The 23,612-nt window shown below is 59.9% G+C and carries 18 protein-coding genes; 6 read left to right on the top strand and 12 right to left on the bottom strand.

Features of this window, described 5'->3' with window-relative positions; all coding sequences use genetic code 11:
- Positions 1-2: 2 nt before the first annotated feature.
- Genes xdhB through uraH form a run of 3 tightly spaced genes read right to left on the bottom strand, consistent with a single transcriptional unit; the run spans position 3 to position 4,213 of the window.
- A complete protein-coding gene (gene xdhB / locus ACIQJ2_RS26765; RefSeq protein WP_400670654.1) occupies positions 3-2,357 on the bottom strand; it encodes a xanthine dehydrogenase molybdopterin binding subunit in 2,355 nt (784 codons plus the stop codon).
- 3 nt (positions 2,358-2,360) lie between these two features.
- Positions 2,361-3,845 (bottom strand): xanthine dehydrogenase small subunit, encoded by a 1,485-nt coding sequence (xdhA, locus tag ACIQJ2_RS26760; RefSeq protein ID WP_400670652.1) that lies wholly within the window; start codon positions 3,843-3,845, stop codon positions 2,361-2,363.
- Positions 3,846-3,847: 2 nt separating this feature from the next.
- Entirely contained in the window at positions 3,848-4,213 is a 366-nt protein-coding gene (gene uraH / locus ACIQJ2_RS26755) for a hydroxyisourate hydrolase (RefSeq protein ID WP_400670650.1), read from the bottom strand.
- Positions 4,214-4,373: 160 nt separating this feature from the next.
- Between uraH and puuE the strand changes: the two genes are divergently transcribed.
- From puuE to ACIQJ2_RS26740, 3 genes are all read left to right on the top strand, one after another.
- Positions 4,374-5,831, top strand: a complete 1,458-nt coding sequence (gene puuE, locus ACIQJ2_RS26750) for an allantoinase PuuE (RefSeq protein WP_400670648.1) — start codon at positions 4,374-4,376, stop codon at positions 5,829-5,831.
- 45 nt (positions 5,832-5,876) lie between these two features.
- Positions 5,877-6,362, top strand: a complete 486-nt coding sequence (locus ACIQJ2_RS26745) for an ureidoglycolate lyase (protein ID WP_184705984.1) — start codon at positions 5,877-5,879, stop codon at positions 6,360-6,362.
- A gap of 325 nt (positions 6,363-6,687) precedes the next feature.
- Positions 6,688-7,341, top strand: a complete 654-nt coding sequence (locus ACIQJ2_RS26740) for a hypothetical protein (protein WP_400670646.1) — start codon at positions 6,688-6,690, stop codon at positions 7,339-7,341.
- 582 nt (positions 7,342-7,923) lie between these two features.
- Here the strand turns inward: ACIQJ2_RS26740 and ACIQJ2_RS26735 are convergent.
- The 6 genes from ACIQJ2_RS26735 to mtnK form a co-directional block, all read right to left on the bottom strand.
- Positions 7,924-9,216 (bottom strand): NCS2 family permease, encoded by a 1,293-nt coding sequence (locus tag ACIQJ2_RS26735; RefSeq protein WP_199148573.1) that lies wholly within the window; start codon positions 9,214-9,216, stop codon positions 7,924-7,926.
- Between the two features lie 472 nt (positions 9,217-9,688).
- Positions 9,689-10,807: a RuBisCO large subunit C-terminal-like domain-containing protein gene (locus ACIQJ2_RS26730; RefSeq protein WP_400670643.1), complete on the bottom strand. Its 1,119-nt coding sequence runs from the start codon at positions 10,805-10,807 to the stop codon at positions 9,689-9,691.
- A complete protein-coding gene (locus ACIQJ2_RS26725; protein WP_184705993.1) occupies positions 10,807-11,808 on the bottom strand; it encodes a transketolase family protein in 1,002 nt (333 codons plus the stop codon). Before ACIQJ2_RS26725 ends, ACIQJ2_RS26730 begins: the two co-directional genes overlap by 1 nt.
- 2 nt (positions 11,809-11,810) lie before the next feature.
- Positions 11,811-12,746 (bottom strand): transketolase, encoded by a 936-nt coding sequence (locus ACIQJ2_RS26720; RefSeq protein WP_400670641.1) that lies wholly within the window; start codon positions 12,744-12,746, stop codon positions 11,811-11,813.
- A 4-nt stretch (positions 12,747-12,750) separates the two neighbouring features.
- Positions 12,751-13,845: an S-methyl-5-thioribose-1-phosphate isomerase gene (mtnA, locus tag ACIQJ2_RS26715; protein WP_400670639.1), complete on the bottom strand. Its 1,095-nt coding sequence runs from the start codon at positions 13,843-13,845 to the stop codon at positions 12,751-12,753.
- A complete protein-coding gene (gene mtnK / locus ACIQJ2_RS26710; RefSeq protein WP_400670637.1) occupies positions 13,842-15,113 on the bottom strand; it encodes an S-methyl-5-thioribose kinase in 1,272 nt (423 codons plus the stop codon). The genes mtnA and mtnK overlap by 4 nt, the downstream gene beginning before the upstream one ends.
- A gap of 145 nt (positions 15,114-15,258) precedes the next feature.
- On the opposite strand from mtnK, the gene ACIQJ2_RS26705 reads away from it, so the two are divergent.
- From ACIQJ2_RS26705 to ACIQJ2_RS26695, 3 genes are read left to right on the top strand one after another with little or no spacing between them, the layout of a single operon-like run.
- Positions 15,259-16,776: a sugar ABC transporter ATP-binding protein gene (locus ACIQJ2_RS26705; RefSeq protein WP_400670635.1), complete on the top strand. Its 1,518-nt coding sequence runs from the start codon at positions 15,259-15,261 to the stop codon at positions 16,774-16,776.
- Complete coding sequence (locus tag ACIQJ2_RS26700; protein ID WP_400670633.1) at positions 16,773-17,822, top strand: ABC transporter permease; 1,050 nt, start codon at positions 16,773-16,775, stop codon at positions 17,820-17,822. Before ACIQJ2_RS26705 ends, ACIQJ2_RS26700 begins: the two co-directional genes overlap by 4 nt.
- Positions 17,823-17,874: 52 nt before the next feature.
- A complete protein-coding gene (locus ACIQJ2_RS26695; protein ID WP_400670631.1) occupies positions 17,875-18,927 on the top strand; it encodes a substrate-binding domain-containing protein in 1,053 nt (350 codons plus the stop codon).
- A gap of 134 nt (positions 18,928-19,061) precedes the next feature.
- Here ACIQJ2_RS26695 and ACIQJ2_RS26690 read toward each other — a convergent pair whose 3' ends face one another.
- From ACIQJ2_RS26690 to ACIQJ2_RS26680, 3 genes are all read right to left on the bottom strand, one after another.
- Positions 19,062-21,116, bottom strand: a complete 2,055-nt coding sequence (locus tag ACIQJ2_RS26690; protein WP_400670628.1) for a bifunctional aldolase/short-chain dehydrogenase — start codon at positions 21,114-21,116, stop codon at positions 19,062-19,064.
- Between the two features lie 56 nt (positions 21,117-21,172).
- Entirely contained in the window at positions 21,173-22,153 is a 981-nt protein-coding gene (locus ACIQJ2_RS26685) for a sugar-binding transcriptional regulator (protein ID WP_400670626.1), read from the bottom strand.
- Positions 22,154-22,362: 209 nt separating this feature from the next.
- Positions 22,363-23,559 carry a glycosyltransferase gene (locus ACIQJ2_RS26680; protein WP_199148582.1) on the bottom strand — a complete coding sequence of 399 codons (1,197 nt, stop codon included), beginning with the start codon at positions 23,557-23,559 and terminating at the stop codon, positions 22,363-22,365.
- Positions 23,560-23,612: the final 53 nt, after the last annotated feature.

The raw sequence follows: 23,612 nt of genomic DNA, 5'->3' as shown, positions 1-23,612 counted from the left end.
TCTCACTCCTTGTTCGCCGCCTTGAGACGCTCGATTGCCATCAGCACCCTTTCCGGTGTCGCCGGCGCGTCGAGCCGCGGGCAGATCTTGTGATCGGCAACACTTGCGACCGCATCCGAAAGCGCGTGCAGCACGGCAAGGCCAAGCGGCAGCGGCGGTTCGCCGACCGCCTTCGACCGGTGGATCGTCGGCTCATAGGCCTCAGACCAATCGGTCAGTGCCACATTGAAAATCTTCGGGCGGTCGGATGCAAGAGGGATCTTGTAAGTCGACGGCGCATGGGTGCGCAGCCGGCCTTTGCCGTCCCACCAGAGTTCTTCCGTCGTCAACCAGCCCATCCCTTGAATGAAGCCACCCTCGATCTGACCGATATCGATCGCCTTGTTCAGCGAGCGACCGGTATCATGCAGAATATCCGTGCGCTCGACGATGTACTCACCGGTCAAGGTATCGATGGAGACTTCCGAGCAGGCCGCACCATAGGCGTAGTAGTAAAAGGCGTGGCCGCGGCCTTTGGAGCGGTCCCAATGGATCTTCGGCGTCTTGTAAAAACCCGCCGCCGAAAGTTGCACGCGGGCCATATAGGCCTTTTTGACAAGATCGTCGAATGGCATCTCGATATCGCCGATCCGCACCCGGTTCGGCAGGAATATCACCTGGTCGCGCGGCACCTGATGGCTTTCAGCGGCAAAGGCGATCAATCGCTCCTTGATCTGGCGCGCGGCATTTTGGGCCGCCATGCCGTTGAGATCGGCACCCGAGGAGGCGGCGGTCGGCGACGTATTCGGAACTTTGGCGGTGGTCGTCGCTGTGATCTTCACCCGATCGAGATCGATCTGAAACTCCTCCGCCACGACCTGAGCCACCTTCAGATGCAGCCCCTGGCCCATCTCGGTGCCGCCGTGGTTCATGTGCACGGAACCGTCGCTATAGACGTGGACCAGCGCGCCGGCCTGGTTCGACTCGGTCTTGGTGAAAGAGATGCCGAATTTCACCGGAGTGAGCGCGATGCCACGCTTGACGATGCGGCTCTTTGCGTTGAACTCGGCAATGGCCTTGCGGCGTCCGGCATAGTCGGCGCTTTCCTCCAGCTCCGCGGTGATGCGCTGGATGATGCAATCCTCGACCTTCTGGTGATAGGGGGTGAGGTTGCGCTCGCCCTCGGTGCCCATCGCGTCATAGAAATTCAGCTTGCGAATCTCGAGCGGATCCTTGCCGACGGCAAAGGCGACTTCGTCGATGACGCGCTCGGCGCCCACCATCCCCTGCGGTCCGCCGAAACCACGAAAGGCGGTGTTGGAAACGGTGTTGGTGTAAAGCGGCGCCGATTTTGCATGAACATGCGGGAAGAAATAGGCATTGTCGCAGTGAAACAGCGCACGGTCGCCAACCGGGCCTGACAGATCGGCGGAAAATCCCGCCCGAAGCGCGAAGGTATAGTCGACGGCAAGGATGCGGCCCTCGTCATCGAAGCCGACATCGTAGTCGATGGCAAAATCATGCCGCTTGCCGGTGGCGACCATATCTTCGTCACGATCGAGCCGGACCTTGACGGCGCGTTTCAGCTTCTTGGCCGCGATGGCCGCGATGGCAGCACACTGGTTCGCTTGCGTTTCCTTGCCACCAAAGCCGCCGCCCATACGGCGCACTTCGATCGTCACGGCATTGCTTGGCACGCCAAGCGCATGCGCGACCATGTGCTGCGTTTCGCTCGGACCCTGGGTGGAGCAATAGACGGCAACTTCGTCGTCCTCGCCGGGAACGGCGAGCGATATCTGACCTTCAAGATAAAAATGGTCCTGTCCGCCGAGCCGCATGCGGCCCGTCACGCGCCGTGGGGCATTTGCAAGGGCTGTTGCCGCATCGCCGCGCTTCAGCGTCAGCGGGGTCACGACCTGCCGATGGGTCGAGACGTCGAGGTCCCATATATCGATATCGGCAGGCAGTTCCTCATATTCGATCTTGGCAAGGCGCGCGGCCCGCCGGGCCTGCTCGCGCGTGTCCGCAATGACGCAGAAGATCGGCTGGCCATGAAACTCGACCTTGCCGTCGGCAAGCACCGGGTCGTCGTGCATGTAGGAAGGCGAGATATCGTTGACACCGGGTACGTCTTCATGGCTGAGGACGGTGACAACGCCGGGAGCGGCCCGCACCGCCGAAAGATCGACCGATTTCAGAATACCGTGCGCGACGGTCGACAGGCCAAGGCCGGCGTGCAGCGTGCCGGCGGGCTCTGCGATGTCGTCGATGTAGACAGCGGCGCCGGAGACGTGTTTGTGCGCTGAATCGTGCCTTGGGCTCGAATGAACGCCACCAATGATGGTTTCGGGTTTAAGGTCTGGAGCGTGCTTGTTCATGGCTTACGCGGCCTCGTATCTGGACACCTGGGCCGGTGTCGCATCGGACGTGGTTTCCAGGTAAAAGCGCAGTAGGAGGTTTTTCGCTGCCAGTGCCCGATATTCCGCAGTGGCGCGCATATCGGTCAGCGGTGAATAGTCCTCTGCGTATTTTTCCATGGCCGCCTCTACCGTCTTCTCGTTCCAGGGTTGGCCGAGCAACGACTGTTCGACCGCGATGGCCCGTTTAGGCGTCGCAGCCATGCCGCCATAGGCGATCCGTATGTCGGCGACCGTGCCATCGTCGGCAAGCGTCAGGCGGAAGGCGCCAAGCGTTGCGGTAATATCCTCGTCGCGGCGTTTCGTCACTTTGTAGATGGCATATTTTTCGATCGCAGCCGGGATCGGAATATGCACGGCTTCGACGAATTCGCCGGGCTGGCGATCCTGCTTGCCATAGGCGATGAAAAAGTCTTCGAGCGCTATGGTGCGTCGGACATTGCCCTTGCGCAGGGTGATCGATGCGCCAAGCGTTATCAGCGCCGGCGGCGTATCGCCGATCGGCGAGCCGTTGGCGATGTTGCCGCCGATCGTGCCCATATTGCGCACCTGCTGGCCGCCGATGCGTGTAATCAGCGGACCAAGTGCCGGGATATGCTGCGAGAGCGTCGCTATCGCCTCGGTATAGGTAACGCCGGCGCCGATGGTGATGACACCGTCTGCCACCGCGATGGACTTCAGTTCCTGCAGTCCGGCGATGAAGAGCACCGGGGTAATGTCGCGCATGTGCTTGGTGACCCAGAGACCGACATCGGTGGAGCCGGCCACCACGGTCGCGGTGGGCGAGGTCTCGAGAACGGCGGCAAAATCATCAAGGTTGGCGGGCACGACCAGCCGATGGCGGCCCTCGCCGATTTCCACGCGCGCACCATCGTGTAGGGCCTTCAGGCGCGCGATCATCGTCTTGCGTTCAACAAGCAACGGATCTTTTTGCGTTCCGCCGTAGCTGGAAATGGAGCGCGCAGCACGCATGATCGGCTCATAGCCGGTGCAGCGACAGAGATTGCCTTGCAAAGCCGTTTCAATTTGCTGGTCCGTCGGGTTCGGCGTCTGCATCCAGAGTCCATAGAGCGACATCACGAAGCCTGGCGTGCAAAAGCCGCATTGTGAGCCGTGAAAGTCGACCATGGCCTGCTGCACCGGATGCAGGCTGGTGTCGCTTGGGGCTAAATGCTCGACGGTGACCACGTGGCAGCCGTCCAGCGAGCCGAGAAAGCGAATGCAGGCATTGACCCCTTCATAGACGAGACCACCTGACGGCGTCAGCCGTCCCACAAGCACGGTACATGCGCCGCAATCGCCCTCGGCGCAGCCCTCCTTGGTGCCCTTCAGCGAGCGCGCAAGCCGCAGCCAGTCGAGCAGCGTCTGGTCCGGCGCGACGTCACTGAGCGCAATGTCCTGGCCGTTGAGAATAAAACGTAATTCGGAGCGGATCGTTACCGGCATCATTCCTAGCTCCCGCGGTAGGTGGAGTAGCTGAAGGGAGAAAGAAGCAGCGGCACGTGGTAATGCGCGCCCTCGTCGCCAAGGCCGAAGCGGATCGGGATGATATCGAGAAACATCGGACCTTCGGTCGAGCGACCGAGATAGTCACCCGCATGGAAGCGTAGCTCGTAGATGCCCGAAGTCATGGTGTCGCCAGCCAGCAGCGGCGCGTCGCAGCGGCCGTCGTCATTCGTCCGCACGGACTTCAGGAGATGCAGCGTCTCTCCATCCACCCGGTAGAGATCGATGCGCAGATCCTCCGCCGGCTTGCCGAGCGCCGTGTCCAGAACGTGGGTCGTGAGCCGGCCGGCTCCTTGCGAATGAGACTGCATTTTCTTCTCCCGAACGTAGCGCTCCTGCCTCCACTATCCGCTAGGCCCATCCCCCTGAAAAGCAGCGGGATCGTTCGAGACTTTCAAAATTTCCAAGGGGAATAGCGTGCGCGATTTGCGGTTAGAAATTTGTCATCGAATACATTTGGAGGAGTGTTTCATGCGATATTGCCGTGATATGCACGGGTATGGCCAGACGCCACCGGCCGCGCAATGGCCTGATGATGCGCGCGTTGCCGTACAATTCGTCCTGAATTACGAAGAGGGTGGCGAGAACTGCGTGCTGCATGGCGATGCGGCATCCGAGGCCTTTCTGTCGGAAATCGTCGGCGCTGCCCAATGGCCGGGTCAGCGCCACTGGAACATGGAATCGATCTACGAATATGGCGCTCGCGCAGGCTTCTGGCGTCTGCATCGGCTGTTTACCGAAAAGCAGGTCCCGGTCACCGTCTATGGCGTCGCGACGGCTCTGCAACGTTCACCGGCGCAGGTCGCCGCCATGCTGGAGGCTGGTTGGGAAGTTGCTTCGCACGGCCTCAAATGGGTCGAGCACAAGGACATGGAACCGGAAGAGGAGCGGGCGGCGATCGCGCAAGCAGTGCGTCTGCACACGCTTGTCACCGGCGCGCGGCCGCGCGGCTGGTATACCGGTCGCTGTTCCGTCAACACCGTCGATCTCGTAACGGAGACCGGCGGCTTTGACTATATTTCCGACACCTATGCCGACGATCTTCCCTACTGGTACGAGCATGGCGGACGTCACCAGCTCATCATTCCCTATACGCTCGATGCCAACGACATGCGTTTCGCGACGCCCCAGGGCTTCAACAGCGGCGACCAGTTCTTCAGCTATCTGAAAGATTCGTTCGATGCGCTTTATGCGGAGGGAACTGCCGGCCATCCGAAGATGATGAGTATCGGTCTGCACTGCCGGCTGATCGGGCGACCGGGCCGTGTCATGGCGCTGGCCCGCTTTATCGACTACGTCCAGAAGCATGAGAAGGTCTGGATCGCGCGGCGTGTCGACATCGCCGGACATTGGGCCGCGACCCATCCGCCCAAGCCGGTTGCCGAGCGGCCCTCGCAGATGCCGGAAGCCGAGTTTGTCGAGCGCTTCGGCAGTGTTTTCGAACATTCGCCCTGGATCGCAAAGCGGGCCTTTGCCGGCGAGCTTTCACCGGCAAACGACACCGCCATCGGCCTCCATGCCGCGCTCACTTTCCAGTTTCGTGCAGCCAGCGAAGACGAGCGGCTCGGTGTGCTCGTCGCCCACCCGGATCTCGCCGGCAAATTGGCGCAGGCCAAGCGCCTGACGGCAAGTTCGACCGAGGAGCAGGCATCCGCTGGCCTTGATGCGTTGACGGATGAGGAGCGCACGCGTTTCACCGAGCTAAACGACCGTTATGTCGCAAAATTCGGCTTCCCCTTCATCATTGCCGTCCGCGACCATACGAAAACCGGGATCCTCGCTGCGTTCGAGACCAGGATAGAGAACGACCGCGCCGACGAATTCGCCACTGCCTGCGGTCAGGTGGAGCGGATCGCACGCCTGCGGCTTGCCGCCATGCTTCCCGATGAGGGGGGCGAGCGACCGCGCGAACAGCGGCCTGCGGTATGAAGGACGGATGCATGCATGGGAGCAACAGAGACGAGGAGAGCGTGAATGAAAGTGATCGAAATTCAGCCGTTGACCAACGCAGCCTTCTTTCCGTTTGGCGACGTCATCGAGATGGAAGGGGCATATAATTACCCCATCAATGCCGGAAAATGCGTGCGCTATCATGATCTGGCGAAGATCGAGACAACGGGCGAAAAGGCACGCGCGATGATCAGCCTCTTGCGCGGCGAACCGTATGAGTTGCCGCTGGAGCTAAAAATGGTCGAGCGGCATCCCCTCGGCAGCCAGGCCTTCATACCGCTGACGGACTACCCGTTCCTCGTCGTCGTCGCCAAGGAGACGGCGAACGGACCGGCCGAACCATTGGCCTTCCGGACGAAGCCGGGGCAGGGCGTCAATATCGGCCGCAATGTCTGGCATGGCATCCTGACGCCGCTCGACGGCCCCTCGGATTTTGCCGTGGTGGATCGCGGCGGTGAGGGCGTAAACCTCGAGGAGCACTTCTTTGACGAACCATTCCTGATCCGCTGAACGGAACCAGCGGAAATAGAAGGGATGAATGGGGACATCGCGGCAGCGGTGCCCCCCTTTTTGAATGGTCAAGCCTTTGAAAAGTATGAGATTGGATCCAGCGAGAAGCTGAGCTTCAGCCGCGAAGATGCACTGCTCGTCCCTCCATAGAGTTTGCTGGTGGTAGCTGCATCCTTCATTGTATATAAAATACGAATATGCAGTGGTCCAAACCCCCAAAGCGAGGTTTTTGATCATTGCTGCGTCGAGGGTAATATTAGGGAAAATCAGATAGTTCATCGCTAAGTGCTGGTGAATTCAAACTACGTGCATTCGGAGGTCAACCATGGTTGCCGACAGGAAGCTTGATAAGCAGACGATTGAGGATGCCTTCGACGCGATCGCAGAACTGGCTTCACAACGCGGCATCGTGTTGGACATGGCGGTTTATGGTGGATCATGCTTAGTTTTGGCCTCCGATATCCGCATGGCGTCGGAAGACGTTGATGCCGTCTATCTTAATCATGAGGAACAGGCGAAAAAGATCGTAGACACCGTTACTCGGAGAAGCCGTCTCCCTGAAGGGTGGATGAACCAGGCAGCAAAGCAATTCGCTCCTCCACGAGGAAACCCTGCTCCTCATCTTCTTGAATTCAGAGACTATCCGAGAGATGGATCGGCGCTGGGGCTACGGATCTTCACACCCACCCCAGAATATTTGCTTGCGATGAAAGTGCTGGCCAATCGAGCATCCGATGATGATAAAAACGTTACGGATGTGACGGACGCTGTAGCGCTCATGAAGCTGACAGGGATCAACACCTTTGAGAAGATTGTTGAGCTCATGGAGCAATGTTATCCTAACATTCCGGGAGTCGTAGTTCCAACCGTGTCCACGCGAATGAGCGCGAAGATCAAGGGTCTGGTCGATGAATATAAAGGCGCCAATGCAGCAAATCCGACCTGGATCGCTGGCCGCGGCCGTCCACTCGCACCTTGAGACGGGTAGCGAGTTTCGCTACCACCTTGCCAGCTTTCTTGATGGTTTCTATCTAGATCCCTCCAGTCGGCGAAGGCGAGATAGGCTCGTTGATTCACCCGATCTGACGGGTGACGAGCGTTTTGATGCACTTGTCGGTGCGATCGGCGAGCATCTCTGCCGTCGATGGAGGTTGGGTCCGCCTCCGCTCTGGACAGAAGAACCTGAACGCTTCCTGAAAAGGCCATGGTTCCTTGGTTCAGAACGCATGAAGCCCTTCTTTCTCGTAGAGAGCCCCAGCGCTTACAGGCGCCGGTTCATTTTCACGGAGATGGAGCCTCTCCGTCGGGCGCGAATGCCTCGTGACGCTATGTGGTGGCATGCGGAGGGTATCCGGACCGGTATGACCCCACTCCCTGAGGATGTTGTGACGACCGAATTTCTGGATGAAATGACTGATATGTCGCCTGCAAATACAATGTGAGTGAGCGTCCTCCCGCTGCCTGGCTTTGACCGCCAACACGGCTTTCCAGCTTGGTAACAAAGCTACCAAAGGGCCGGGCCACCCCGTCGGATGGCCCGGCCCTTTGAAATGCGTTGCTGTCAGTCTGCGAAGAAGGCGAAGCGGACGATGAACAGGGCCGCAACGATCTGCGTTGCCAGATGCAGCGTCGACCAGCGACCAGTGAAGACTTTCAGGACGACGTAGCTGATGAAGCCGAAGGCAAGACCGTTGGCGATCGAGTAGGTGAAGGGCATCGCAAGCGCGGTGAGGGCTGCAGGTGCTGCCTCCGTCAGATCATCCCATTCGATTTCCGTGAGCTCGCGCATCATCAGTCCGGCGACGTAAAGCAGCGCCGGAGCAGTCGCATAGGCCGGAACCGAAGCGGCGAGCGGCGAGAAGAACAGGGCCGCGATGAAGAGCACGGCAATCGTCAGCGCCGTCAGGCCCGTGCGGCCGCCAGCTTGAACGCCCGAGGCGCTCTCGACATAGGCGGTGGTGCTGCTGGTGCCCATCAGGGAGCCAGCAACGATGGCCGCGCTATCGGCGAGCAGGGCTCGGCTGAGACGGCTCGGCTTGCCTTCCTCGAGCAGCTTGGCGCGCTTGGCGACGCCGATCAACGTGCCCGTGGCGTCGAAGACTTCGACCAGGACGAAGACGAGAATGATATGGACGAGGCCGCCATGCAGAGCACCGACGATGTCGAGCTGCAGGAAGGTCGGCAGCATCGAGGGCGGTGCCGAAACGATGCCGTGGAACTGGCTGACGCCGAAGATCCAGGAAAGGACGGTGACGGCGAGAATGCCGATCAGGATCGAGCCCTTCACCTTCATCGCATCGAGAACGGCGATGACGAAGAAGCCGAAGATCGCGAGGAGCGGGCCGGTCTGCTTCAGATCACCGAGGCCGATGAGCGTCGCTTTGTTGGCAACGACGATGCCGGCACTTTTCAGTGCGATGATCGCGAGAAACAGGCCGATACCGGCGGCGATAGCGCTTCTGAGCGAGCGAGGGATGCCGGCAATCAGCCAGCTGCGCACGCCGGTTACCGTCAAGAGGACGAAGATGGAGCCGGAGATGAAGACGGCACCGAGCGCCTGCTGCCAGGTAAAGCCCAGCGCTGCGACGACGGTGAAGGCGAAGAAGGCATTAAGTCCCATGCCGGGTGCCATGCCGATCGGCCAATTGGCGACGACACCCATGATGATCGAACCCAAGGCTGCGGCAAGACAGGTCGCAACGAAGATGGCATTCCGATCCATGCCGGTGGTCGACAGAATATCCGGATTGACGAAGATGATGTAGGACATCGTCAGGAACGTCGTCACGCCTGCGATGAGTTCCGTGCGGACGGACGTGCCGTGCTCGCTTAGTTTGAAAAGCCGTTCAAGCATTGTTCCTCCCAAAGCGTTCCCGACGCTCGTGAAATCAAGGGGCTCGCCTGCATCTCCTCCGATGCCGGCCGCGAGAAGCGCTCATAAACGCTCCGTAGCGAAGGTGGATTGTGCGCTGTTAATGGGTTTGGATGCTAGAGCCGGATTTCCCCGCAATTCGCGAAAGACATTCTAATTTTTCGCACTATTTCCGCGGGTATTGCGATCGATCTGAGGCCGATCGATCACTGCAAGGCCGGTGTCCTTGCAGGCGATATCGCCCAATTACGGGAGCGGGCAAGACTGTTACCAGTCATATCTATAGCGGGACTGTGACAAAGCCAACCTATTTCGCGTCGCACTGCGAAACCGTGATCACTCGTTGCCGGGTGAGAGCGGCAAGGAATGACGTTTATTTATCTCGCTGCCGCGAATGTTCAGCATCCGCAGCACCGAGAAGCTCGTGTCAGGCAGAATCGGTCGTCACCGTCGATCAGGCATAAACAGCATCGAACAGGCGTTGGCAGGCCTCCACCAGATTGCCGGTCTCCAGCAGGGCGCCTCCGACCAGGTACATGATGTCGTTGCCATACGCCGCACGCATCTCGCCCACTCTGTTCAACGTCATGCCGCCGCCGGGTGCTGGTACGACGGCTTTCAGTCCACCCAGTTCAACAGCGCAGGCACTGGCGATGGATAGGCATTCCTCGCGGGTGAAACCGAAGCGACCACCGAAATTCGGATAGATGACGGCGTCCGCACCCATCAGCCGATGAAGGGTTCCGAAGAAAGCGCGATGGGTAAATCCACAGTCGGGCGAAACCACATTGGCACCCGCAAAGGCTGGATGCGAGATAAGAGGCAAGCTGAAATCCGTATCGGCCGCAAGGGTGCGAATGACATCGTAGCCGGCCAGCGCCGGCGCAATCATGACGCCGCCGGCACCGGCTTCCTGAGCCTGCATGGCTCGGTCGATGATCGCATTGGCCGGACCAGTGATATTGGGCACGAAGCTCGTCTTTCCGCCGCTCTTGGCGTTGGCTTCGCCGACTGCGTCCACACAGGCCCGCAACCGCTCGCCAAACGGCGACGTCTTCTGATCGACGAGGCCGTGATCATCCTTGACGTAATGCATGCCGCCAAGTGCGAAATCATGGGCCAGACGGGCGAGTTCCTTCGTCGAGAGGCCGACCGGCTTGATCGCCGACATCAGCAAGGGCGTTTCGCCAACGCCGGCGCGAGCACGCAATCCGGCGATGCCGTGCCGTGGGCCCTTGCAGAGATCAAGGATACCGGGCGAAAGACCGATATCCTCCACCTTCAAACCAGGTTTGATGGAGCTGTTGCCGAAGACAATATTGAGAAATTGCGGGAAATCGCCGCCAATATCGTCTTCGGAATAAGAGATGGTTGCAAGGAAGCCCTGCCGCCCATCTCTATCCTCATCCAGCGCCTCCAGCCGGCCGAGAATTTCGTCTTCGACATAGCCTTTCGGCACGACATGACGCGGAATTTCGACGGTTTGTTCAAGCGCGATGTCGAGGGCACGCTTGCGTGCCTCTTCAGCATCCTCCGTCCGGATGAAATAGGTGACGGCAAAGCGCGGGGACATCAGAGTGCCTCGGCTTTCTGCGCGGAATGAACGTGATCGAGGCGGACCTCTGCCAGTTCATCTTCCCCGATGGCAAGCGGTTTGCCGAGGAGCTGTTCGATGGCTCCGACCAGCGCGCTGGCATCAAGTCCGTACTTCTTCATCAAATATGGTTTGGAAGCGCCATGCGCAAAGGTGTCGTTGAGGCCGAGGCGCTTCAGCTTGATGCCGATACCTTCTTCGGCCAGGATCTCCGCAACCAGCGAGCCGAGGCCGCCGACGATCGTGTGGTTTTCAAGCGTGACGACGCCTTTCTTGCCGCGGGCGGCCTTCAGCAGGCCATCACGGTCGAACGGCTTCAGCGTCGAGGCGTGCAGGTGATGAACGCCAACCCCGCGCGCCTTGAGCGGCCCGCTCGCGCGCAGTGCTTCCTCTGTGCAAACGCCTGAACTGACAACGAGGATGTCGTCGCCTTCGGAGAGCGTACGCAGCCGGTTGAATTCGAAAGGCGTCGAAAAGAGGCGCGGCACCTCGCCGCGCAGGACGCGGACATAGACGGGGCCATCAATGGCGTCCGCGACTTCGAGGACGGTTTCGACTTCCGTTGCATCGCCGGTTTCAAGCACGGTCATGTTCGGCACGGCACGCATGACGGCGATGTCTTCGATCGCCTGATGGGTGATGCCGCCCGGCGTCGTAATGCCAGGCAGAAAACCCATGAGCCGGACCTTGCGGTTGGAATAGGCGATGGAGTTGATCAGTTGATCGTAGGGACGGCGATACAGAAACACCGAGAACGTGTGGAGGAACGGGCGATAGCCCTGCATCGCAAGGCCGCCGGCAAAGGAAAGCATATTCTGCTCGGCCATGCCGAGCGTGAGAAACTGCTCCGGATGCCGGTCACGGAAGCCGTCGACCTCGCAGGAAGAGGTAAGATCCGCCGAAAGGCAGAGAACCTCGGGCCGCGCGACCGCAAAGGTTTCGAACGCCTTGGCATAGGGACGGTTGACGATCTCGACCATGTTCAGGTCCTTTCCACTGCGTTCATGTCGATGCCAAGCTCGGCGGCCAGTGCCGCCTGCATTTCCAGCCGCTCGTCCGCGCTCTTGAAGCGAACATAATGCAGTCGCGGGAAGCGCTTCTTGAGGAAGTTCATGCCCTGATAGGGTGAGGTATTGGCGAGGATCACCAGCGGCTTGCCGGCTTCCGCGCTTTCGGCTGCCTGCCGCATGGCGTCGAGGTCGTGACCATCGACCGAGCGGCATGTCACGCCAAAGGCGCCGACGCGCGCGGCGAGATCGCCAAGGTCAAGCACGGAAGACATGGCGCCATCGCATTGCTGACGGTTGACGTCGACGATGACGCGGATGTTGTCGATGCGATGATAGGCCATAGCCGCAAGGCATTCCCAGGTCTGGCCCTCCTGGAATTCTCCATCCGACATATAGACCCAGACCTTGCCCGGCTCGCCTTTCTTCTGTCTTGCCCAGGCGACGCCCGATGCCATGGAAAGGCCCTGGGCCAGCGACCCGGTCGTCACCTCCATGCCCGGACTATGTTCGGCGCCTATCATCTCCACGGAGCCGCCATCCTTGTTGAAGTGGTCGAGCGCATGTTCGTCCATCCGCCCCGTCTCGATCAGCGCTGAGTAGATCACCAATGCGTAGTGTGCGGGTGAAATGAACAAGCGGTCGAACTCGGGCGCGAACGGACCGTGATAGCCCGCGCCCGTGAAAGCGTCCGGATTGTCGGCCGAAGGCACGCCACGGAAGGGAAGCGGCACTTTCGGAAGCGTCGGTTCGCCGAGCTTCAGGAACTCGTTATAGAGAAGGGCGAGGCTCTCGGCGGCCGAGCAAGCCTGGCTCAGATAGCCGCCATTGTTCTTCATGGTGTGGAAGAAGACGCGACGGCGAATTCCAAGCGCAATATCTTCCGTGGATTTCTGATTGGAGAGGGTCATCGTCTCAGCTCCGTTCGGGGAAAAGGGCCTTCAGACCTTCCGGCGACGGCGTCGCGATGCCGCGTTCCGTTATCAGGCCGGTGATCAGGCGGGCAGGCGTAACGTCGAAGGCGGGATTTGCCGCAGGACTTCCTTCAGGCGAGATGCGAACGCTCGCTATCGAACCATCCCGTGCTTTGCCCTGAACGAAGCTGACTTCGTCCGCGGAGCGCTCCTCGATCGGGATTTCCTTGATGCCGTCGTGAACCGTCCAGTCGATGGTCGGTGACGGCAATGCGACGTAGAAGGGCACGCCATTGTCGCGGGCGGCAAGCGCCTTGAGGTAGGTTCCGATCTTGTTGCACACATCGCCGTTTGCCGTTGTCCGGTCGGTTCCAACGATCACCATGTCGATATCGCCATGCTGCATCAGGTGGCCGCCGGCATTGTCGACGATCAGCGTGTGCGGCACGCCATGGCCGTTCATCTCCCAGGCTGTCAGGTAGGCGCCCTGGTTGCGCGGACGGGTTTCGTCAACATAGACGTGGACGGGAATGCCTTCTTCCGTCGCCATATAGATCGGCGCAGTTGCGGTGCCGTAGTCGACCGTCGCAAGCCAGCCGGCATTGCAATGGGTAAGGATGCGGACAGGTTCGCCCGCCTTCTTTTTCGCGGCGATCTCGCGGATGACCTTCAAGCCATTCGCGCCGATCGCGCGGTTGAGCTGGACATCTTCTTCGGCAATTTCGGCGGCACGCTTGTAGGCGGCTTCAGCGCGTGTGCCTTCTGCCAGCGGCCGCAGGTGTTCGCGCATGGCGTTTAGCGCCCAGCGCAGGTTGATGGCGGTCGGGCGCGTTTCGTTGAGCTCTTCCCAGACGGCGTCGAGATGCGCGTTGGAAGGGTCCTTTGCCATGGCGATGGCAACGCCATAGGCGGCGGTGACACCGATTAGCGGCGCGCCGCGCACCCACATGTCACGGATGGCAACGGCGACGTCATCAACGGTCTTCAGCGTGACGACCCTGAATTCATGCGGCAGCCAGCGTTGGTCGATAATATCGACCGAGCGGCCGTCCTCGTTGAGCCAGATCGTATGGTAATGGCTTTCTCCGACTTTCAAGCGAGTGTCTCCTTCTGAAGCCGTTCTGCTGTCGCGCGGACATCTTTGAGGCTATGGATGCGATGCCGGTTGACGGCGAGGTGGCGCCCAAGCTTCAGCGCCTTCTTCTCGCAGGCGGCCCGATGATTGGGATCGGCGATGGTTTCGAAATCGGCATTGTGGGCGAGGCCGAGAATGCGGCGATGCATCTCGATGCCGGCAAAGCCCAGCATTTCGCGATAGATCTCGTCGAGGACGATGTTCAGAGCCTGTTCGGCTCCGAGCAGGTCGCCTTGATCTTCGAAGAGGCTTGCCTGGTAAAGGATGCCCTTGCGTTCGTTGCGCCAGAGATTGGCGAATTCGGCACGGAATGTTTCCCAGATGGTTTCAACCGTATCGAGCAAATAGGCGCGCATGTCGTCGCGCCCAGAGTTGTCGCTCTCGTGACCGCTTTGGGCGAAATAGCTCATCCAGAAATTGGCAAGCAGCATGCCGACGTCGAAACTGATCGGACCGTAAAAGGCAAATTCCGGATCGATGACGCGCGTTTCGTCGTCGGTGACCATCACCGAGCCGGTATGCAGGTCCCCATGGCAAAGCGTCTCGGTCTTGGCGGAGAAGAGATGCTTCAGCCGCTGTGCCTCGACCTTGAGGTCACGATCCCTACGCAACTCCGCAACGATCGGATCAAGTTGCGGCGAGGTATGCCGGTTGAGTGTCGCTTCGAAATAAGGATCGGAAAAGACGAGGTTCTCGGTGATGTCGCAGAGCTCGACATTATCAGCGAAGAGTGCCACGTCGGCCTTCTTGTCGCGCGTGACCATGGAGAAATCGGAACCGCGAAAGAGGGTGCGTGCGCAAAAAAGCCCGAGGTCGCGACCGATCTTTGGAAGGATGTGCCCATCGATCAATGCCCGTCGCAATATGACATGCGGGGTTAGAAACTCCATGACGATGATGGCCTGGGCGGCGTCGAAGAAAAAGATTTCCGGCGCCATTCCCGGGTCGCGCTGGGATTGGCGTACCAGAGCATGATATTCGAAATATGAGCGCTTCAGAGGAAGCGGCCAGCTTTCGCCGACGAGGCGCACATAAGGCAACGCCTGCTTGACGATGGCGGCTCCCTTTTCACCCGAGACGATGAAAACGAGATTGAGGTTACCGTCGCCGACTTCCTTGACCGTCCACTGCGTGGAATCCTCGCCGATTTTTTCCTTGAGAATGGTGTTGCCGCCAAGCCGGCCCGGCAATGTCTCGACGCTGAGCGCCGCAAAGACTTGGGTGTCCATAATGCTCTCCTCCTGCGCATGTCGCGGCCTCCACCGTGTTTCGACATGCCGTCATGGGCACAACTAAGTCAGCATTCTGTCAAATGTCAATGGCCTTGACATTTGATTAAAAGCTATCCTAACCTGCTGTCATTGGGAGGAGAGAATGAGCGAACATGCAGTGTTTCGCATCGAGGGTGTCCGTAAATCCTTTGGTGCGGTGGCGGTGCTCCAAGGGGTGCATCTGGACCTTAAGGGCGGCGCCGTCACAGCCTTGATGGGTGCCAATGGCGCCGGAAAATCCACGCTCGTGCGCATCTTGAGCGGTGTCTATCCGCGTGATGCCGGTACGATCACTCTTTCCGATGCGCCCTTCGATCCTTCGACGCCCGCGGAAGCGATCCGCGCTGGCGTTGTGACGGTGCATCAAAACATCAATGATGGCGTTGTCGCCGATCTTGATGTGGCGACCAATCTGACGCTCGACCGGTTGAACGGGCGTGGCGCGCGGCTGTTCTTCAACCCGCGCCGCGTTCGGCGCGAGGCAGCACTTGTCGCGTCGCGCATGGGCCTGACGATCGATCTCAAATCCAGCATCAATGATTTGAGCCTTGCCGATCGCCAGATGGTGGCGATTGCGCGCGCCATGGCGCATGAGCCGAAAGTTCTGATCCTCGACGAGCCGACGTCGTCACTGTCGAGCGCGGAAGCCGATCGCCTGTTCGAGCTTGTCGACCGGTTGAAGGCGCGAGGCGTCGCGATTCTTTATATTTCCCACCGCATGTCGGATATTCGCCGGCTTGCGGACAGCATCGTGTCGTTGCGCGACGGCCGCATCACCGGCCGGTTTGAAGGGCCGGATCTCGATTACGAGGGTGCCGTCAACGCAATGCTGGGCCGAAAGGTCTCGGTCGATGCCATCTCGGTGCGCGAGGCAAGCATTCCCGTCTTCCAGGGAAGAGGCTTGAGGCTGTCCGAGCATTCGCGGCCGTTCGATTTTGCGCTTGGAGATGGCGAGATCGTTGCGGTTACGGGTCTTGTCGGTGTCGGCAAGTCGGCGCTTGCCGAAGTATTGGCGGGAGCGCGCATGCCGGCGGCAGGCCAGATGACGCTCGATGGTAAAAGCTATCAGCCAAAATCGACCGGCCAGGCCATCGGCCGAGGCGTCTTCCTCGTGGCCAAGGACCGCGCGATCAGCGGCATCGTGCCGGATTTCAACATTTACGAGAATATCAGCCTGCCATTCCTGCGGCGGCTGTCGCGTTTTGGCATATCGAACCGCGGCAACGAGCGCTCCAGGGCACGTCAGCAAATATCCGCACTTGGCGTCGTCTGCCGCAACGAGCGTGACGAGATGCACACGCTCTCCGGCGGAAATCAGCAGAAGGTCATGGTCGGCCGCTGGCTTTCGGAGCCGTCGCGCCTTCTCGTTCTCGACGAGCCGTTTCAGGGCGTCGACATTGTTGCCCGCCGCGATATCGGCGACAAGCTGCGGTCCTCGGCGCGTGGTCGGGCCACCATTCTTTTTCTCACCGAGCTCGACGAAGCCTTCGAAGTGGCCGACCGCATCCTCGTGATGTCGGAGCAGACGATCGTCGGCGAGCATCGCAATTCCGGCATCGATGTCGAGCGCCTGCTGTCTGAGATCGCAGGTCAATCCTCTCAACAGGTCAGCGCAATATGAGCAGTGAACAGAGCAAATCCGCGGGTGCGGTTCCCTTGTCCCAACCGAGTGTGAGCTTCAGGGATCTCGCGATAAAATATGGTTTCCTCGTGCTGCTCTTCGGCATGGTCATCTATTTCTCGCTCGTCACCGGCGGCTTCGCTTCGCCGCAGAGCGCGGTCTTCATCCTGCAATCGGTATCGATCACCGGGATCCTTGCCCTCGGCGTCACCGCGACGCTCGTAGTCGGCGGCTTCGATCTATCCATCGGTTCGGTTGCGACAAGCGCGATGATGGCTTCGTCCTATGTGATGGTGGTCATGGGCGGCGATGCGGTCACGGCAACGCTCGTCTGCCTGGCCGTTGGGGTGCTGGTCGGGCTCATCAATGGCATCATTATCGTCTACATGCGCGTGCCGGATCTGCTCGCGACGCTCGGCATGATGTTCCTGTTGCTGGGGCTTCAGCGAATTCCGACCGAGGGCCGCTCCGTTGCCACCGGAATGACGCTGCCGGATGGCTCCGTCGCAAGTGGCGCATTCAGCCCGGGCTTTCTCGCTCTTGGCCGCCACCGCTTCGACTTCATCCTGCCCAATCTCGTGCCGGTTTCGGTGGTCGTGTTGATCGTGCTGGCGATCCTGATCTGGTTCTTTCTCGAATATACCAGGTTCGGACGCATGATGTATGCCGTCGGCTCCAACGAGCGCGCAGCCGGGCTCGCCGGCGCACCCGTCAATGCCTACAAGATTTCCGCCTACATCATCTCGGGCATCTTCGCATCGATCGGCGGCATTCTGCTCGCAGCGCGTCTTGGTCGTGGCGATATCGCGTCGGGCAACAACCTCTTGCTCGATGCCGTTGCCGCCGCGCTGATCGGCTTTGCAGTCCTTGGCGCGGCAAAGCCCAATGCCTTGGGGACCGCCATCGGCGCTCTTTTCGTCGGTATCCTGTTGCAGGGCCTGACGATGATGAATGTGCCTTACTACACGCAGGATTTCGTCAAGGGCGCGGTTCTCGTCGTCGCTCTGATTTTCACCTTTGCATTCTCAAAGAGGAGCAAACGCTAAGGGCGGATGTCCCTGGCGGATAATCATAATGTTACCGGAGGAGGAGACTGTTATGAAGATGACACGCAGAACGCTGGGCGCATTGACGCTCGGCCTGATGGGAGCGGCGGCGTTTGGTGCGCCATCCTTTGCCGCCGACATGCCAAAGCCGTTCGACAATCCCGGGAAGGTTAAGATTGCGCTGGTGCGGTATCTTTCGACCGGCGATTTCTTCCAGTCCTATCTGGGCGGTGTCGAAGCGCAGGCCAAGGCGCTCGGCGTCCAGCTGCAGGTGTTCGACAGCCGCCAGGATGCGGCCGTGCAGGCTGACATGGTCGACCAGGCCATCGCGCTCGGCGTGCAGGGTATCATCATTCAGCACGGCCTGACGGAATCCATGAAGGATGCGGCCCAGCGCGCCGTCGACGCCGGCATCAAGGTTGTCGCCTTTGACGTGAATGTCGAAAACCCGAAGATTCCGCAGATCGAGCAGTCTGACCGCGACCTCGCTCGTCTCGCGCTCGAACAGGCCATCAAGGACAATGGCGAAAGCTTCAAGGCCGGCTACGTCTATGTTGCCGGTATTGCGCCGCTCGACCGGCGCGACGAGACCTGGAAAGAGTTCAAGAAGAAATATGCCGGCATCAAGGAAGCCGCCCAGTTCGGTACGATGGATAACCCGATCGCCAACTCCGTCGCTAACCAGGCTCGTTCGGTGGTATCCGCCAATCCTGATATTACCGTGATGTTTGCCCCCTATGACGAATTTGCCAAGGGTGTGAAGATCGCAGTGGACGAGGCGGGAATGTCCTCGAGCGTCAAGATCTATTCGGCCGACATTTCGACGCCTGATATCGCCGCAATGCGCGAATCCGGTTCGGCATGGGCAGCGACGGCGGCGACAAATCCGGCCGTGGTTGGTCAGGTCTCGGTCCGTGCGCTCGCCATGCTGCTTGCCGGTCAGGATCCGGGGCATCAGGTTGTCGTTCCTCCGACACTCATCACCCAGAAGGATCTGAACGCGCAGGACATCAAAAACATGGAGGAACTCGGGGCCAAGCTGCCGCAGTTCGCCCATGCAGATGTCGCCATGCCGGCCTGGATGCCCAAAGCGGCAGCCAAGTAACCATCAAACCTTTCCCAACGACTGGCGGCCGCAAGGCCGCCTTTTTTGTTGCCTGCAGGGCACTGTGTCCCTCGGAGTGACAATAGAAAATGCCCCCAAATGGGGGCATTTTCGTTGTCGAAGTCACGATTACTCTAGCGAAGCGCGGCAGCGATGTTGCCGCCATCGACGGTGGTTACGTCGGCGGTCGTTCGCTCTGCCAGGGCATGGTGAACAAAGGCGCGGGCGACGTCGTCCGCCGTCACTTCAAGGCCAAGCAGGTTTCCGCCCATATACTCCGAAACGGAGAGTCCGCGTGCCGCCGCCCGGTTGGCGATCATCTCATCGTTGAGCAGGCCAGATCGAATGCGGTCGGCATTGACGGCATTGACCCTGATCCGGTCGGCGCCGTGTTCCAGCGCATATTGGCGGGATAGGAAAAGCGTTGCCGCTTTCGGAAGCCCATAGGCGCCGAATTTGGCACCGGGATTGACGGCCTGCTTGGAAGCATTGAAAAGGAGGGCGCCGCCGGTCCTCTGCGCTTTCATGATGCGGACAGCGCTTTGCGCGACGCTCTGATGGGAGAAGAAGTTCAGCTCGAAGCTTTTGCGCAGCAGCGCGTCGTCCATGGTGGCGATCGGGCTTTCCCAGGCGGCTCCGGCATTGGAGACGACAATGTCGACACCGCCAAACGCGGCAACGGCGGCGTCGAACGCGGCGCGCACCGAGGCCGGGTCGGTTATGTCACAGGCAACGCCGATCGAGTTGTTCCCAGCGGATTTGGCGACGGCCTTGGCTTTCTCATCATCGAGGTCGACCACGACGGCATGGGCGCCTTCGGCCGCAAATGCCTTGACGATAGCGGCACCGATGGCACCAGCCCCGCCCGTCACCAGCACGACCTGACCCGTGAAGGGCTTGGGCTTGGCGCCGGCGAGCTTTGCCTGTTCCAGCGACCAATATTCAAGATCGAAGAGATCCGGCCGGCTGACCGGCTCGAAGCGGCCGACAGATTCTGCGTCGCGTGCCGCCTCGATCCACATCTCGCCGACATCAACGGCGATCGCCGCATCCTTGTAGGTCCGGCCGTGGCCATACATGCCAAGGCCCGGCACGAGGGTCAGGCGCGGCATCGGATCGAGCATGATGCGCTTGACGTCGTCGCGGGCATCGTTGCTGCGGAAATATTCGGTATAGTCGGCGGCAAAAGCGGCGACGCGCTCATCGATCACGCCACGATAGCTGTCGAGATTTTCCTTGGTTGGCGCCGGCAACACCATCGGTCCGGTCTTGATGCGGATGGAAAGATCGGGCGTGGAAACGCCGCGTGCCGCCATATCGGCGACTTCGGCTGAGTTCACGAATTCGAGGATATCGGGCGAGGTGCGGAACACGCTGATCATGCGGTCGAAGCGACCTTCGCCTTTGTCGACCGCAACGGCACCGCGCAGCATCGCGGCAATATCGTTGGGGTCTGCGAGATCCGCGGGTAAAGCAGCGGATGTGAAGGGGTGGCGGCCGTTCCGCTTCACATGGTCTTCCGCTAGAGACACGTAATTGATCATTCGGTCGTAGGCTTCTTTTGCCGTCTCGCCGAACGTGAAAATGCCGTGCTTGTCGAGGATCAGTCCCTCGACCGTCGGATCCTGCTCAAAGACCTCCGCGGCCGCCTTGGCGAGTGCAAATCCCGGCATGATATAAGGCACGAAGCCCATCTTCTTGCCGAACAGCTCCGTGCTCATCTCCCTGCTTTTCGCCTGGTCGGCGATAGCAAGGATGGCGGTCGAATGGGTGTGATCGACGAATTTGTGCGGAAGAAAGGCGTGCAGCAGCGCCTCGACCGAAGGATTGGGCGCCAGGGGATCAATGAGATTGGCACGCAGCAAGGTCACCATGTCTTCGTCAGACAGCTTTGCAAGTTTGCGGCTCTTCAGAAGCGGCTCAATCCGGACCGCAGGCAGGCCAGGCGGCTCAATGGCGCCCATGTCCCAGCCGCTGCCCTTGACGCAGAGGACGGCGTGGGTATCGCCCACGAGATCGGTCATTTCCGTTTTCACGGAAGTATTGCCGCCCCCATGCAGCACAAGCCGCGGTTCGCCTCCCAGGAGCCGCGTCGTATAGGTGCGCAACGCGAGATCGCGATTGACGCCCTTGGCCTGATAATCGGCCACGACTTTTTCCGCGACATCGTCGCGCCAAAGATTTTCCATTTCAGTCTGCCTCCCAATGAAAAGGCCCATCCTGATCGGCGGGCCACGTGACAGGCTCAGGTGTTGCCCGAGCTGTTCCTGTCGAGCCCCTCTGTCTGCCAGCGATCCAGAATCCGTCGCGCCATCGATGTGGTGACGACGAGGTGCGAGGCGAAGCCGCCCTTCAGCGCGGCGACCAGGGGTTCGAATTTGCTGTCTTCCTGCACGACGAGCATGCGCTTCTTGATCGCGCGGATGGAGCCGAGGTCCGCGGACATGCAGCGCCGATTGTGCGCACAATCCATCCATTGACCGTCGTGGTCGATGAGCTGTCCGGCAATGACGCCTGCTGCCCCCTTATCCCCCATCGCGTGCATTTCTTCCGCCGAAAGGGCGCCGCATTTGACGAGGTGGCTGTCTTCTTCGATGCCGCCGACCGAATAGAGCGCGAGCTGGCAGTCGGCGATTGTCGCGAGCTGTTCGCGGATGACCGGCTCGGAGCGCAGTTCTTCGGCGAGCCGCTCCGAGGAAAGAACAAGCGGCGCATAAAGGTTGATGCCTTCGGCATTAAGCCGCCGGGCGATTTCGGTCGTACACTGGTCGGGGCGATAGGAGTAGGGCGCGCCCAGATTGCCGCATAGCTGAACGACGGTAACGCCGCGCAGATCGGCAAAAGGCATGACGTCGGCGATGTGATAGACGGTCCGTCCCCAGGCCACGCCGATCCGATCGCCCTTATTGATGAGCTCAAGGAACACCGACGCAGCAACGACGGGCATTTCCGCGGCCGGATCCATTGCCTGTCGGTCTTCGGGAACGATCCAGGCGGCCGTCAGGCCCGTTGCGTCTTCCAGCTCCCGGGCGAGAACATCGTCGGAGAACAGTTCGGAAGACGTCGTGATCGTGACGATGCCCATTTCGCGGGCTCGGCGCAGATACATGGCAATCGAGGCGCGCGAAATCTCCAGGCGCTGGGCAACTTCGTCCTGGCGCATACCGTGGGTATAGTAGAGCCAGGCGGCCTTGTGGATAATTTGGTCGTTGGAGCGGATCGGCATGCTGCTCTCTTAGAAATCAGATGTGCTGACATAATTCATCATCACTGACAAAAGTCAATGCATCATGCCGATGTGGCGGCGCCCGCGCTGTGCAAAGTGGCGGATAAGCTGAGCCATCCTGGGAAAAAAGGAGAGCACCGGACCGGCGGGCCCAATCTGATCCTCGACGCGCGATCGGCGCCTCGCTCCGGTCCTGATGCCAATATGATCTACTGTAACGTGGTTTCTTGTGGCTTTGCGGCAAGGATCGGCAATTGTGCTTCAAGGCCAAGTTGCATGGCCGCGACGGGGCGATGGTTGCGCAGCTTATTGGCCCTGCGGGTCAGCAGCTCCTCGTTGATAATGGCCTGCATACCGGCCATGAAACGATGCCGGCTGAATTGTTCCGCATGCGCCAAAAGCGTTCCGGAATGAAAGTGATGCTCGGTCGCCTCGAATTGATGCACCGCGTCGATAAGCGCGTCGGCGGATTGCTCCTCGAACAGAACGCCGCTTACTCCCGGTATGACCGTTTCCAACGCGCCGCCGCTGCCATAGGCAATGACAGGCCTGCCACTTGCCATGGCTTCCACCGGAACGATGCCGAAATCCTCTTCGCCCGGAAAAATCAAAGCGCGACAGCGGGCAAGCTTTTCTTTGAGAACTGCGAAAGGGGTATGACCGAGAAAAGTAATGGAAGGCCCGGCGTTGCGTTTCAGTTCCTCCAGTTGCCGGCCTTCGCCGATGACCACCAGATTGCGGTTCATCCGGGTAAATGCCTCTATCGCCAGGTCGACCCGCTTGTAGGGAACCAACTGGCCGGCACAGAGATAGAAATCCTCCGTCGATGATGCCGGTGCGAAATCGTCGACATTGACTGGCGGATAGACGACGGTTGCCGGGCGCCGGTAGTATTTGCCGATGCGATCGCAAACATGATGAGAATTGGCGACGAAACGATCGACGCGCAGGCTGGTGCTGACGTCCCAGGAGCGCAGCAGCGGCGCGAGCATCGGCATCATGAGCCGTGAGCCGAGACCTGCATGGGATCGATAGAAATGATAGTGATCCCAAAGATATCGCATGGGTGAATGGCAGTAGCAGACATGCGTCGCCTGAGGCGGCGGAATAATGCCCTTGGCCGGGCCTGATTCACTCGAGATGATGAGATCGTAGTTCGTGAGATCGAAGCTTTCCAGCGCAAACGGCATAAGGGGAAGAAGCGACTGATACGCTCTGACTGCGCCTGGAATTCGCTGCAGGAACGATGTGACGATCTTATGTTTTCGTATCTTGTCGGATAGCCTGCTTTCATCGCAGACGAGGGTGAATATGTCGGCATCCGGATACATGTCGCAGAGCGCCTCGACGACTTTTTCGCCTCCTCGCATCGCCACCAGCCAATAATGTACGATCGCCACCCGCATTTGCGTCCCTCCGTCGGCCGAGACCACATTGAGCAGGCGGCAACTTTTGCGAC

Source organism: Rhizobium sp. NPDC092011, from assembly GCF_044756305.1.
Taxonomy (GTDB): Bacteria; Pseudomonadota; Alphaproteobacteria; order Rhizobiales; family Rhizobiaceae; genus Rhizobium.
The sequence above is the reverse complement of the archived record's forward strand: the minus strand, read 5'-3'. Positions and strand labels throughout refer to the sequence as shown.